The organism is Polaribacter sp. Hel1_33_96, from assembly GCF_002846595.1.
Taxonomy (GTDB): Bacteria; Bacteroidota; Bacteroidia; order Flavobacteriales; family Flavobacteriaceae; genus Polaribacter.
Window position 1 is genome coordinate 1,458,028 of record NZ_PJMV01000001.1, and the last position, 14,101, is coordinate 1,472,128.

Here is a 14,101-nt window from a genome sequence, read left to right on the forward strand (position 1 = left end):
AATTTTTGGTTGAGGCTACCAAAACTACTGCATTTTCTTTGCTTCTTTAACAGAGATTTTTTTCCCGCTTTTAAAAGCAACAATAAATGCGGATGAATACCCTTTTTCTTTGGCAATTTTTAAAGCTTTTAAAACTTCTTTATATTCAGAGGCATTACCGTAATAATATTTATAATATGAACCAACTTTAACTACTTGAACTTGTTTAAGATTTTTAAAATTATAAGGTTTTGTTGAAATTTTATTTTTTCCAGATGCGATTTGAATTTTATACTCAACATTATTTTTAAAATTTTCTTCATCCTTTAAAACTTCAACAACCGTATTTAATTTTAAATGATTTACATAATTTTTAATCGCATTCGTAATAGCTTTCCCCATTTTTTGCTGTCCTGCCTTAGAGTTAAGATATCTACCTTCGTTTTTATTTGTTAAAAAACCTAATTCTATCAAAACACTTGGCATGATAGTTTCTCGTAAAACTTGAAAATTATCTTGCTTCACTTTTCTATCTAACCTTTTTAAACTCTTAGTGAAATTTGTTTGAATTAAACTTGCAATTTCTAAACTTTTATCTAAATTTTCTTCTTGCAGCAATGATAAACCGATCACAGATTCTGCAGAATTTGGATCAAATCCTTTATATTTTTCTTTATAATTATCTTCTAAAAGTATTACAGCATTTTCTCTTTTCGCAATTTCTAAATTCTTTTTATTTCCTCTTAAACCCAGAACAAAAGTTCCTGCTCCATAGGCATTAGATGTATGAGAATCACAATGAATGGATACAAACAAATCTGCTTTTGCCGTATTCGCAATATCTCCTCTTTTCCATAAATCAATAAAAAGATCTTTACTTCTGGTATAAATTACATTAATAGCTTTATCATTTTTTAATTCATCACCAACAATTAAAGCTACTTTTAGAGCAATATTTTTTTCTTTGTAACCATTCCCTTCATTGCCTGGGTCTTTGCCACCATGACCTGCATCCAAAACAATTGTGTAACTTTTTTGAGCATAAACAAATGTTGATGAAAAAAAGAAAAATGATATAAAAAATATTAAAAAAAACAAGTTTTTCACTTTGGTATCAAATTTGTTCATTTGTAGAAAATTCATCAATAAAATTTAACTAATTTTGGCAACTTTAATTTGGTAGGCCAAATATTGAGCCATACTTTTACTTTATTACAAAAATAGTATTTATAGCATTGCAAACAAACCTATCATACATACTTTTATTTTGCAGTTTCTTTTTTATAAAGACAAGTTTTTCCCAGGATATAAAGTCTAAAGAAAAAACTATTATAGCATTACCAAAAAAAGACACTATATTTTTAAAGAAAAAGGATTCTTTATATAGTTCTAAAAAAGACAGCTTACTTCTTAGAAACAAGGATACAGTTTCTATTGATTCTATAAAACCTAAAGAGAGTGTTGAAGACATTATAACCCATGTTGCCAAAGACTATACCATACAAAACGCAAGAGATAAGACTGTTACTCTGTATAATGAAGCAAATATAAAATATACAGATATTGATTTAAAAGCAGGAATTATAATTATTGATTATAAGAAAAATACACTTTTTGCCAAAGGAATTAAAGATAGCACAGGCTATGCTCAAAGACCTATATTTAAGCAAGGAAATGAAGAATCTGAACAAGATTCAATGATTTATAACTTTAAAAGTAAACGTGCTATAATTTACGGTTTAAAAACCAAACAAGGCGAAATGTATACATACGGTAAAAAAACAAAACGTGTAAATGATTCAACCGTCTATATTAGAAAAATAAGATTTACAACTTCCGATAAAAAAAATCCTGATTATTATATATCAACAGACAAAGCAAAATTAGTGCCCGGAAAAAAAATTATTGTTGGTATTAGTAATTTAGTTTTAGCAGATGTTCCCACACCATTATTTTTACCTTTTGCTTATTTTCCAATGACAGAAACGAGTGTTTCTGGATTTTTAATTCCATCTTTTGATACCGGTAGTAGTAGTAGAGGAATTGGTTTTCAAAATGGAGGATATTATTTTGCCTTAAGTGATTATGCAGATTTAACTGTTTTAGGTGATGTATATTCCAATGGTAGCTGGGGTTCAAGAATATCATCAAATTATAAAAAACGCTACCATTTTAATGGTGCTTTTAGTTTTAATTTTGAAAACATTATTAAAGGTATTAGAGGTTTTGACAATTACAGTAAAGCAAATAATTTTAATATTAGATGGTCTCATAGTCAAGATTCAAAAGCAAGTCCGAACTCAAGGTTTACAGCTTCTGTTAATTTAGGTAGTAGTAGCTTCTTTAGAGAATCACTCAATCAATTTAATGTTGCACAAACACAAAATAACACCTTTAACTCATCCATAAATTACAGTAAAACTTTTGTTGACACTCCCTTTAACATGGCTGTAACGGCATCTCATCAGCAAAACACAAATACAGAAACTATTACAATGACCTTGCCTTCATTAACCTTAAATATGAATAGAGTTTATCCTTTTGCAGGTAAAGGTGGTGTTAAAAAGAATCCAATTCAAAAGTTAGGATTCAATTACAACATGCAAGGTCAGTATTTGATTAATACTACGGATGACGAGTTCTTTACAAGTAAAATGTTTGAAACTGCAAGATCTGGAATGCAACATAGAACAAGTACAAGTACAAATATAAAAGCTTTTAAATATTTTACATTATCACCAACTGCCAATTATGAAGAAACTTGGCAATTTGATTACATCAATAAAGAATATGATATTACTGATAATGTTATTGTAACGGATACTTTAAGAGGATTTAAAACCTACAGAGAGTATAATATGGGTGTAAGTTTATCAACAAATATTTACGGTACTTTTAACTTTAACAAAGGAAGATTAAAAGCCATAAGACATACTTTTAGACCAACTGTATCTTATTCTTATAGACCAGATTTTAAAGATAAATATATTAAAGAGGTGCAGCAAAGCGCCCTTGCTTCGGACCTAAAACAATATACTATTTTTGATCAAGGAATTTATGGTTCTCCGTCAGCTGGGTTAAGCAATTCTATAGGTATTTCTTTAAACAATGTTCTAGAAGCTAAAGTTGCACCTAAAGATCCTGATAGTGATGAAGAAGATGAAAAAATAATGCTTTTAAACAACTTAAATTTTAATTCTTCCTACAACATTGCTGCAGATAGTTTACGTTGGTCTAATGTAAGTTTTTCAGCTGGAACAAGATTACTTAATGACAAATTAGCATTAAATTTTAATGGGTCTTTAGATCCTTATCAAGTTAATGATGAAGGAAGAAGAATTGATAAATTTAATCCTAATATTTTTAGGCTAACCAATGCAAACCTAACTGCAAACTATTCTATTTCTAGTACCGATTTTGATAAAAACAAAGAAGACGGGAAAGATAACGATGATAGACAAAATGGAAATGGTGCTAATAATCCTCCAGATGTAATGGGTGCCAATATTGATCCTACAAATAGACGAGGAGTACAAAACACCCAGACTAAAAGTAAAACTTCAAAAACCGATTTATATAAAGCTAAAATACCATGGTCTGTAAATTTAGTATATTCTGCAAATTATAGGAATAATGGAGTTGAACCTGGAGAAATTGGAGTGCATACCTTGGGCTTTAGCGGAAATATTGAGTTATCTCCTAAATGGAAAGTTGGTTATTCTTCAGGCTATGATGTTAAATCCGGAGCTTTTTCCTTCTCAAGATTTAACTTTACAAGGGATTTGGATAGCTGGCAATTCAATTTTAATTGGGTTCCTTTTGGTAGAAACTCCTCTTACACATTCTTTATAGGTGTTAAATCTTCAACTTTAGCTGATTTAAAGTGGGACAAAAATAAACCACCAGATAGAAGGCTGTTTTAACTCTATAACTATTGACTATTAATAGAATGAAAAAATAATAACTCTGAAACTTTGAAATTACATGAAAAAAATAATAACAACGGCAAAGGCACCGGCCCCAATTGGACCTTATAATCAAGCAGTTTTAAGCGGAAATACTTTATACACTTCTGGACAAATTGCAATTAACCCTGAAAATGGAGAGTTGGTTTTAGATTCTATTAAAGTTGAAACAAAACAAGTGATGGAAAATATGAAAGAAGTTTTAGCGGCTGCAGAAATGACTTTTGAAAATGTTATAAAAACCTCTATCTTTATTTCAGATATGAATAATTTTTCAGAGATAAATGCTGTCTATGGAAGTTATTTTAATGAAGAAACAGCGCCTGCAAGAGAAACCGTAGAAGTAGCAAACTTACCTAAATTTGTAAATGTAGAAATTAGCGCTATAGCAATTAAGTAGGCTTATGAATTTAATACAAAAGTAAAAACCTGATAACTTTGATGCTATCAGGTTTTTTATTCATTCGAATTACTTTTTTTATTACAAAGAAGCAGAATATTCAATTAAATCAACGATTTTAGTTGAATAACCCATTTCATTATCGTACCAAGAAACAATTTTTACAAAGTTTTCGTTTAATGCAATTCCTGCATTAGCGTCAAAAATTGAAGTACGAGTATCTCCAACAAAATCTTGAGAAACTACTAACTCTTCAGTATACCCCAAAACACCCTTCATAGAACCACTTTCAGAAGCCGCTTTCATTGCTGCACAAATCTCTGCATAAGTAGCTGGTTTTTCTAATTTAACTGTTAAATCTACAACAGAAACATCCATAGTTGGAACTCTAAACGCCATACCTGTTAATTTCCCATTTAAAGCTGGAATTACTTTACCTACGGCTTTGGCAGCTCCAGTAGAAGAAGGAATAATGTTATGTATAGCAGAACGTCCACCTCTCCAATCTTTCATAGAAGGACCATCGACTGTTTTTTGAGTTGCCGTAGCAGCGTGAACAGTTGTCATCAAACCTTCAGAAATTCCCCAATTGTCATTCAGTACTTTAGCAATAGGAGATAAACAATTTGTGGTACAAGACGCATTAGAGAAAATTTGTTGATCGGCTGTTAATTCTGTATTATTTACACCCATTACAAACATTGGTGTGTGATCTTTAGAAGGAGCAGATAATACTACTTTCTTAGCACCAGCTTGTAAATGTTTCCCTGCAGTTTCTTCTGTTAAGAAAAACCCGGTAGATTCAATTACGTATTCAGCACCAATTTCATCCCATTTTAAATTTGCTGGATCTCTTTCTGCTGTAATTCTGATTTCATTTCCGTTTACAACTAATTTACCATCTTTTACTTCAACAGTTCCATCAAATTTACCGTGAACTGAATCGTATTTTAGCATGTAAGCTAAATAATCTACATCCAATAAATCATTTATCGCTACTACCTGAACATTATCTCTTAAAACAGAAGATCTAAATGCTAATCTTCCTATTCTTCCAAATCCGTTAATTCCTACTTTAATCATATTATTTATATTTATTTTTTCTAAACAGACATTATATCTGAAACTCTTATTAATTCTTTATTTATTTTTGATTGTCCTTTTATTGCTTTTTCTAAGGGCGTCACAGTAATTTTATCATTTATTAAACCAACCATTAAATTTGATTTACCTTCTAACAAACTTTCTACTGCTTTTACTCCCATTCTACTGGCAAGGACTCTATCAAAACAAGAAGGAGAACCCCCTCTTTGCATATGTCCTAAAACAGAAACCCTAACTTCGTATTCTGGCAAATTTTCTTCTACGTAATCTTTTAATTCAAAAACGTTTTTACCAATTCTATCTCCTTCAGCAACAATAACAATACTAGAAGACTTTCCAGATTCTTTACTTCTTCTTAAAGACTCTAACAAACGTTCTAAGCCTAAATCTTCTTCTGGAATTAAAATTTCTTCTGCTCCAGCTCCTACACCAACATTTAATGCAATGTGACCTACATCTCTGCCCATTACCTCTACAAAAAACAATCTATTGTGAGATGATGCTGTATCTCTAATTTTGTCAATTACATCTACAACTGTATTTAAAGTTGTGTCATAACCTAATGTATGAGAAGTTCCTGCAATGTCATTATCAATAGTTCCTGGAATTCCCATGACCGGGAAACCAAATTCTTGGTTAAATACTAATCCCCCAGTAAAACTTCCATCTCCACCAATAACAACTAAAGCATCTATATTCGCTTTTTTTAATTGCTTGTGTGCTTCTTCTCTACCTTCTTTGGTTCTAAAATCCTTTGATCTTGCAGATTTCAAAAAAGTTCCTCCTTTATTAATAATACCTTTTACACTACGCGCATTTAATTCTATAAAATCACCTTCAATCATTCCTTGGTATCCTCGATAAATACCTGCACATTCTATACCATAAAAAGCACATGTTCTTACAACAGACCTAATTGCTGCATTCATTCCAGGAGAGTCTCCTCCAGAAGTCATGACTCCTATTTTTCTAATTTTCTTCATAATTTAACTGTGTAAAATTAACTCTTTTTAGTGATTTAAAATAATAAAACTACGAAATCGTTTTAGCCTTAAACCCTCAATTTTAAAAGGGAAATAGAGTTATTAAATCGACAAGGTTTTCGTTTCTTTCAAATAAAAATTAAAAGGAAAATAAGTTAATTATTTTTGTTTAAATTAATTAACTTATTTGCTTTGAGGTTTAAGGAATCTTTTTTTAATTTTTTAATCTTTTTATTCTTTGATTTATTCCTCAAACCAATTTTAGTAAATAATCCAGATAAATTATTGAAATTTACTTGATAAGATAAACCAACACCTTGTGTGTAACCCTCCTCTTCTGCCGAGTATTGTATTTCATTCTGACGATTAAAAATGGTTCCTCTAAAATTACCTTCTTTATTTAGTAATACTTCAACTTTTACTTCACCTACAACACTAGACTGTGTTTGTGCTCCAACGGGCACTCCAACTTTACCATTAATAATTACCCTATCACTAACTTGAGTACTTACAGACACATCTACTTGATTGTCTATATTTAAACGATCAACATCATTTCCTCTTTCTCCTTGCTGATAATCCACCCCTAGTTGAAATTTACTATCTGGACTATTTAATAAACTAGAAAATGCTGCTGCAATTGCACTTGAGGCTGTGCTTGTTAAGGTGTTATTTACATCAAAATTGACTACATCAGGATTTCTAAATGTTCCAAAAGCTAATAACGAAATAAATTGAGTAGTTTTTTCATTTACATCATTATCATTTAAAATAAACTCTAATTCACTTGCAATTGTTGGATCTACATTTGTTAATTCGATATCTAATTCTTGTTTAGAACTAAATAAACCTCCAGTAATTTTAGTTACTAAATCTATTTCTTCCTTTCTATTTGAGCTAAAATTTTCTAATAAGATTGCAGGGTTTGCTTTGGCCTTATATATTGCTGTAACATCCAAATTAGCTTCATAAGGATCTCCGTTCCAAGAGACTGTTCCTCCTTTTTGAATTACAAAAGGCTTATTAATGATACCTCCATATTTAAAATCATATACACCACTATTTATAGTATAATCTCCAAACATATTAAACTTCCCTCTAGTATTAATTCTTATTTGTAAATTACCAAAGCCTCTTCCTGTTAACTGACTTCCATTAATCTCATCAATTACAACTTGTGCTTCCGCATCCTTTGTTACTTCTATATCAATATTTAAAGACAAGCCTTTTAAGGCTTCTTGAGCTATCTCTCTTTGCTTATCTTCAACTAATATTTTATTGGACTTAAAATAAATTAACTTGTAACTATTTACTGTCTCAATATCTTTTAAAGGCACTACAAACTTAGTTCCTGGATTAGTTTTCGCATTAATATCTATAGTTAATTGATCTGTTAAGCCAGAAATACTTGCAGTTCCATTCATAAAAGCTGTCCCAAAATAGCTAGCTTCTTCTTTGTCTTGTGTATCCAAAACCAATAAATTATTCGTATCAATTTCTAAATCTAAAAACCACTTTTCAAAATTTTGATGAGAAATACTACCCAATAATCTACCTTTAGTTTTATGCTTTATATCTTGTAATTTTATGTCTTCTAAAATAAAAGATTGCTGCATCAAAGAAATAATGGATTCACCTTCAAAATCATAATCTATATTTAAATAAGGAAATTTTAAACCTGCATTTTTAAGACGTAAAGTTCCTTCCATATCCGGGTTTCTTAAAAACCCTTTTAGATTAAAATTCCCTGAAACACTTCCTCTTATAGATGAAATTACATCTTTTCCTAAAGGACTAAAGGCTTCTAAAGCATATTCTTCTAAATAAACATCTAAATCTATTAGCGGTCTTGAATTAGAGAAATCTATAGCTCCAGTAGCTGCAATACTTTTTACTTTATCATTATTAATAAATAAATCTACATTGTACTCCTCAAAAGAATTATCTCCTTTAATATTGATTGCTAATTCTCCTTGTTTAAAATCATTTACCTCAAAATCCTTTATAACTAAAACTGCTTCAGGATTATAGACCTTATCTTTTTGAACAAAATCTATGTTCCCAGAAACTTTTCCTTTTAAAGACAAACTATCAATTTCTGGCAAAAAGCTTTGTAATTTTACTTTTGTAAAATCGGCTAATAACATCTTTTCTGAATTCCCTTTCAACTTTCCTGTAAATTCGACTTTTTGCTCTCCTGAAACTAATTTAAATTTGCTGAAATTAAATTCATTCTTTTTTAAATCAAAAATAATTTTATCCGGATTTTCTTTATTGGGATTAATTTCCCAAGCATTATTTTTAAAAACAAAAGTTGATTTTTGAAACCCAATTACGGATTTTGCTTCTGGATTGATTGTATAGAAAAAATCCAAGTTAAAGTTTTCATTTTTCGTTTTTCCTCCAGTAAATACAGATTTAAAAAATAAGGTATCATTTTGAGTTAAATTTAATAAGTTTAACTTAGATACATTATAATATTTAGTATTAAATTCTGATGCTGTTAAATGCGAATTATAGAGAGGATTTTGATTGTCTGTCCTTAATAAAACATCTTTCAATTCATTACCATATAAATCTATTCTAGGTGATAAAAATGTTAGTTTTAATTGATTTTTATTCGATTTAACTTTTCCTTTAATTTTAGTTTTATCATCGATATAAATTTCTGGAAAAAACACATTTACGATTTGATTGTAAACTGTAAAATTAAAATCTAAAAACTGATTTGGAGCAACCTCAAAACTTTGATAATTTGAATAAATACTACCCAAAGCATTTTGTGCAACTTTTGGTAATTCCGAAAAGGTAAACTTACCTGTTATGTATCCATTTGCAATATCTTTCGATTCAACATCAATTCTTTTTATACTATCTTTTAGAGAAGAGGAAACTTTAAATTCTTTAAAACTAAATTCTTTTTTTTGATTCGTATAAAAAACGTTTTTAAAAATAGCATTTCCAATAATGTCATCAAAAGTATTACCTTCTATATCCAACTCAATTTTACCTTTTAATTCAGCAATACTATCTCTAATAAAAAGATTTGTTTCTCTAAGATTTAAATATTCAATATCCGACCTAAAATCGAATTTATGAATTGCAGAGGACAAATCTGCTAACCCTTTAAAATTCATTTTAAAATTGTCATCTGCAATAATTAAGTCTCCATCAAATTTATTGTTTTGATACTGCCCATTAGCCGCAATATTCTTGTAAGTATAATTTTTAAATTGAAATTCAGAAACTTCACCAATAAACGAAGTCATGATATTATCTATCTTAAAACCACTCCCAATTACATCACCTTTTAAAGAAATAGTACCAAACAACGGATCATTAAAAAAGTATCCAAGATCAAAATTATTTAATTCTATTTCACCATTATATTTTGCATAATCTATATCTCCAACATTGGAAATTTGTAAATCAGCAATGGCAGCGCCAATTTCTGAACTTACATTTACAGTTGCCTGCATTTTATCTGGGGTAACTCTTACTTTTCCTTTTAAGGTAAATTTACCAAATTTATCAAATTCTGTTGGTAAATTTTGACCTAAAACGTTTGGTAAAATATTTTTCAACTCTTTATAAGTTGCTGTTAAATTGGTTAAATCCCCATCAAAAACAAAACCTCTTTCATTTGCTATCGAATTTACAAATGATAACTTTCCTTGAACTTTTATTCCACTTCTAGAAGAGATGTTAAGCTTTGTTAAGTCAAAATTATTTAGCTGACCAGTAACATTTCCTTGAAAATCTAAAATATCATTTCCACTTAGTTCTTTGTAAAATTTCTGAATGTCTTCTATTGCAATTTTACTTTTACCAAAACGAGCTTTAATCTTTACTTTATCATTAAAGTATTTTAAATCTTCTCTTTTGTAAATGAAATCAATATTTCCCTTAATATTTGTTTTTTTTGTTTGAAGTCTCGTATTTTTAAAATGCATTGCATTAGGGGAATAAGAGAAGTTTGTAGTTAAATTAGTAACTTCTAACCCGAATAAATCAGAAAAATATAAACCTCGAATATCTATTGCAACACTAGGTCCAACAATTGCTAAATTTTGTAAATTTCCTCCAATATTTTTAACAGCATAATTTATAGAATCTTTATTATTCGCATTAATTATTTTGAAATTTAATTCATTCACATACACATTTGATGCCCTTAAAATAAAAGGGTTACTTAAAGAGTCTTTCAGGGTACCATCGTCAAAAGAAGCAATAAATATTGACATATTATCGTCTTCTTCACCTTTGTAGGTTTTCATATGATAATTTGCACCATCTAGAGAAACACTCTCTAAGTTTACTTCATTTTCTATAATTTTTTTTGCATTTAAAAGTGAAGTCCTTAATCTTTTTACAAAAATCAAAGTGTCCTTATGATGATCTCTTATTTCAACGCCTTTTAATTGCACACTTCCCAAAAAAGATAAATCTATTTTTTCAATATTGAGATTTGTACCCAAATTTTTGTTGATTCTTTTGGTTACATAATTTCCTATTTTAGTTTGCACTGCAGGTATGGAAAGTAAAATACTAATCAACAGTAAGAAGAGTGCAATGTACCCTAGCCACGTTAGTATTTTTTTTCCTGCTTTTTTGATGATTTTTTATTTAAAATAGATGCAAAACATATTCTATGATAATCAAAAATGTTACCATTCATTACAAAGAACGTGCAAATTTAATAAATATTTAAATTTCTAATCTTAAAAAAATGGAACGTAGATAAAATTATACTTAATTTCGCGATCATCTATAGCTCTTTAATGGAAAAATCAGTTTATATTTTAGGAATAGAATCTTCTTGTGATGACACAAGCGCTTCGGTAATTTACAATGGAAAAGTATTAAGCAATGTTGTTGCAAATCAAGAAGTGCACTCTAAATATGGAGGAGTAGTTCCAGAATTAGCCTCTAGAGCCCATCAACAAAATATTGTCCCCGTTGTACAACAAGCTTTAGAACAAGCTAATATTAAGAAAGAAAAATTATCTGCGATTGCATTTACGAAAGGCCCAGGTTTAATGGGGTCTTTGCTGGTTGGTACATCCTTTGCAAAATCTTTAGCATTAGGTTTAAAAATTCCTCTCATAGACGTAAATCATATGCAAGCTCACATTTTAGCACATTTTATAAATGACGAGCAAAATAAAATTCCTGTTTTTCCTTTTATATGTTTAACCATTAGCGGAGGGCATACACAAATTGTAAAAGTTTCTGATCATTTTAAAATGGAAATTTTAGGAGAAACTATTGATGATGCCGTTGGTGAAGCTTTTGATAAATCAGCAAAAATTTTAGGACTACCCTATCCTGGAGGTCCTTTAATAGATAAATATGCGAAATTAGGAAACTCGAAAGCATATAAATTTACCAAGCCCAAAGTAGGCGATTTAGATTTTAGTTTTAGTGGTTTAAAAACAGGAATTCTCTATTTTATACAAAAACAACAAAGAATAAATCCGAAATTTATTGAAGAAAACTTGGGCGATATTTGTGCTTCTATCCAAGATACAATTGTAGAAATTTTGATGGATAAATTAAAAAATGCGGTAAAACATACAGGTATAAAACAGATTGCTATAGCTGGCGGTGTTTCGGCAAATTCAGAAATTAGAAGCAGACTAAAATTAGCCGAAAAACATTTTGGATGGACAACCTATATCCCTAAATTTGAATTCACAACAGACAATGCTGCAATGATTGCTATTACTGGATATTTAAAATATTTAAATCAAAATTATGCTGATGTTTCTGTAACTGCAAAAGCACGTTTAAAAGTTACAGAGTAATTTATGATAAATTTACAAAACAGACTATTATCTAACTTATATTACTTTCTTTTTTGGATCGTATATTTTATTTTTGCAAGATTATTTTTTCTAGTTTATTATTTTGAAAAATCACAAGATCTTGGTTTAACAACAACTATAAAAACCTTCTTTTATGGTTTACAATTAGACGCTTCATTTGCAGCTTATATCTCTTTTGTTCCTTTTTTACTAATATGCTCCTCAATAATTATTGAAGCCAAAATTATCTTCAAAATTATAAAGTGGTACACCATTCTCGTCCTATTATTCATTAATTTAATGTTATTAATTGATGCTGGATTATATCAGGCATGGGGCGTTCGTGTCGACACATCACTTTTACCCTATTTAAATACACCTCAATTAATGATTTCTTCAGCATCAACTTTTCAGTTGATTTCTGGCGGACTTTCTTGGATTTTGATATCCTATACTTTTATCAAATTATTTGAAAAAATACAAAATAAAAATAGTAAAAAAATCAACTTTGGAAGTTGGTTAGAAATTCCACTTTTTTTGCTAATCACAGCAGCTTTAATTATTCCCTTAAGAGGCGGGTTTCAAACCATCCCTGTAAATCAAAGTAATGTATATTTTTCTAATAAAATGTTTGCAAATCATGCTTCAGTAAATTTTATTTGGAACTTTTTTAACACACTTACGCACAAATCTGACGGCACAAATCTTTATAAATATTTTGATGATGACACTGCGATTAACATTATCAACAAAACAAAAAATCAGCTCTTAACAGCGAATACAGATTCAATTTTAAATACCTCTAGACCTAATGTCATTTTAATTCTTTGGGAAAGTTTACCTGCAAAAATTGTTGGCGCTTTAGGCGGGGAACCGGATGTAACTCCTAATTTAAATAAATTCTCTAAAGAAGGAATTTTATTTACTAATTTTTATGCAAATGGAGATAGAACCGATAAAGGAATTCCTGCTGTTTTAAGTGGTTACTATCCACCACCAGTAAGAAGAATTATGCGCATGCCTAATAAAACTAGAAGCTTGCCAATGTTACCGAAGAAGATGATAGATTTAGGGTATAAAACCTCTTTTTATTATGGAGGAGATTTAAATTTCGGCAATATGAATACATATTTAAGAAATGCAGGAATTACCGATTTTGTTGACGGAAATGAATTTGATAAAAAAGATTGGAACTCAAAATGGGGAGCGTATGACCATGTTTTCATGAAACGATTTGCAAAAGATTTATCAACCAAACAAGCAACACCTTTTTTTAAAATAGCTCTTACTTTAACGAGTCATGAACCTTATGAAATTAAAGGCGAGTACAAATTCGGGAAAGACTCGGAAGATAATAAATTTAGAAGTGCACATCATTATACCGATCAAGTAATTGGTGATTTCATAAAGTTTGCAAAAAAACAAGATTGGTATAAAAACACATTAATCGTTATTATGTCTGATCATGGACACAGTTCTCCAAAACATGTAGGTCCTTATTTTTCTCCTAAAAAATTTAGAATTCCGATGTTATGGCTAGGTGGTGCAATCAATAAACAGCATAAAGAGATACATACAATTGCCAGTCAAGTGGACTTTTCTTACACCCTATTAGACTTATTAAAAGAAGACAACAAAGATTTTATTTTCGGAAAAAACATCTTTAATACTTCCGATGCACAGTTTGCTCATTATACTTTTAATAAAGGCTTTGGCACACTCACAAAGAATAGTCTTTTTCTGTATGATTATGTGAGTAAAAAATCAATTTTAGAAACCGGTGAGAATTCAAAAAAACTAGATTCTCTGGGAAAAGCTATTACCCAAAACTCGTATGAGGATTTTTTACAAAGGAAATAATAT

The 14,101-nt window shown here is 29.6% G+C and carries 8 protein-coding genes; 4 read left to right on the top strand and 4 right to left on the bottom strand.

Annotated features, from left to right (window positions below):
- Nucleotides 1–24 precede the first annotated feature (24 nt).
- Nucleotides 25–1,122, bottom strand: coding sequence for an N-acetylmuramoyl-L-alanine amidase (locus tag ATE90_RS06500; RefSeq protein ID WP_101451086.1), 1,098 nt, complete (start codon nucleotides 1,120–1,122; stop codon nucleotides 25–27).
- Between the two features lie 92 nt (nucleotides 1,123–1,214).
- On the opposite strand from ATE90_RS06500, the gene ATE90_RS06505 reads away from it, so the two are divergent.
- Entirely contained in the window at nucleotides 1,215–3,902 is a 2,688-nt protein-coding gene (locus ATE90_RS06505) for a putative LPS assembly protein LptD (protein ID WP_180335182.1), read from the top strand.
- A gap of 61 nt (nucleotides 3,903–3,963) precedes the next feature.
- On the top strand, nucleotides 3,964–4,344 hold the full coding sequence (locus ATE90_RS06510) for a Rid family detoxifying hydrolase (RefSeq protein ID WP_036786087.1): 381 nt from the start codon (nucleotides 3,964–3,966) through the stop codon (nucleotides 4,342–4,344).
- Between the two features lie 81 nt (nucleotides 4,345–4,425).
- Here the strand turns inward: ATE90_RS06510 and gap are convergent, their stop codons facing one another.
- From gap to ATE90_RS06525, 3 genes are all read right to left on the bottom strand, one after another.
- Nucleotides 4,426–5,427: a type I glyceraldehyde-3-phosphate dehydrogenase gene (gene gap, locus ATE90_RS06515; protein ID WP_036786085.1), complete on the bottom strand. Its 1,002-nt coding sequence runs from the start codon at nucleotides 5,425–5,427 to the stop codon at nucleotides 4,426–4,428.
- Nucleotides 5,428–5,447: 20 nt separating this feature from the next.
- The gene (gene pfkA, locus ATE90_RS06520; protein WP_036786082.1) at nucleotides 5,448–6,434 is read right to left on the bottom strand and encodes a 6-phosphofructokinase; all 987 of its coding nucleotides are present in this window, start codon (nucleotides 6,432–6,434) and stop codon (nucleotides 5,448–5,450) included.
- Between the two features lie 152 nt (nucleotides 6,435–6,586).
- Complete coding sequence (locus tag ATE90_RS06525) at nucleotides 6,587–10,987, bottom strand: translocation/assembly module TamB domain-containing protein (RefSeq protein WP_101451088.1); 4,401 nt, start codon at nucleotides 10,985–10,987, stop codon at nucleotides 6,587–6,589.
- A gap of 225 nt (nucleotides 10,988–11,212) precedes the next feature.
- Between ATE90_RS06525 and tsaD the strand changes: the two genes are divergently transcribed.
- A complete protein-coding gene (tsaD, locus tag ATE90_RS06530; protein ID WP_036786075.1) occupies nucleotides 11,213–12,238 on the top strand; it encodes a tRNA (adenosine(37)-N6)-threonylcarbamoyltransferase complex transferase subunit TsaD in 1,026 nt (341 codons plus the stop codon).
- Between the two features lie 3 nt (nucleotides 12,239–12,241).
- Nucleotides 12,242–14,098: an LTA synthase family protein gene (locus tag ATE90_RS06535; RefSeq protein ID WP_101451090.1), complete on the top strand. Its 1,857-nt coding sequence runs from the start codon at nucleotides 12,242–12,244 to the stop codon at nucleotides 14,096–14,098.
- The last annotated feature ends 3 nt before the right edge of the window (nucleotides 14,099–14,101 follow it).

Excerpts from the sequence above, each read along its gene's own strand:
- ATE90_RS06500 (WP_101451086.1), bottom strand. The coding sequence starts at position 1,122 with ATGAATTTTCTACAAATGAACAAATTTGATACCAAAGTGAAAAACTTG.
- ATE90_RS06535 (WP_101451090.1), top strand. The coding sequence starts at position 12,242 with ATGATAAATTTACAAAACAGACTATTATCTAACTTATATTACTTTCTT.
- ATE90_RS06510 (WP_036786087.1), top strand. The coding sequence starts at position 3,964 with ATGAAAAAAATAATAACAACGGCAAAGGCACCGGCCCCAATTGGACCT.
- gap (WP_036786085.1), bottom strand. The coding sequence starts at position 5,427 with ATGATTAAAGTAGGAATTAACGGATTTGGAAGAATAGGAAGATTAGCA.
- tsaD (WP_036786075.1), top strand. The coding sequence starts at position 11,213 with ATGGAAAAATCAGTTTATATTTTAGGAATAGAATCTTCTTGTGATGAC.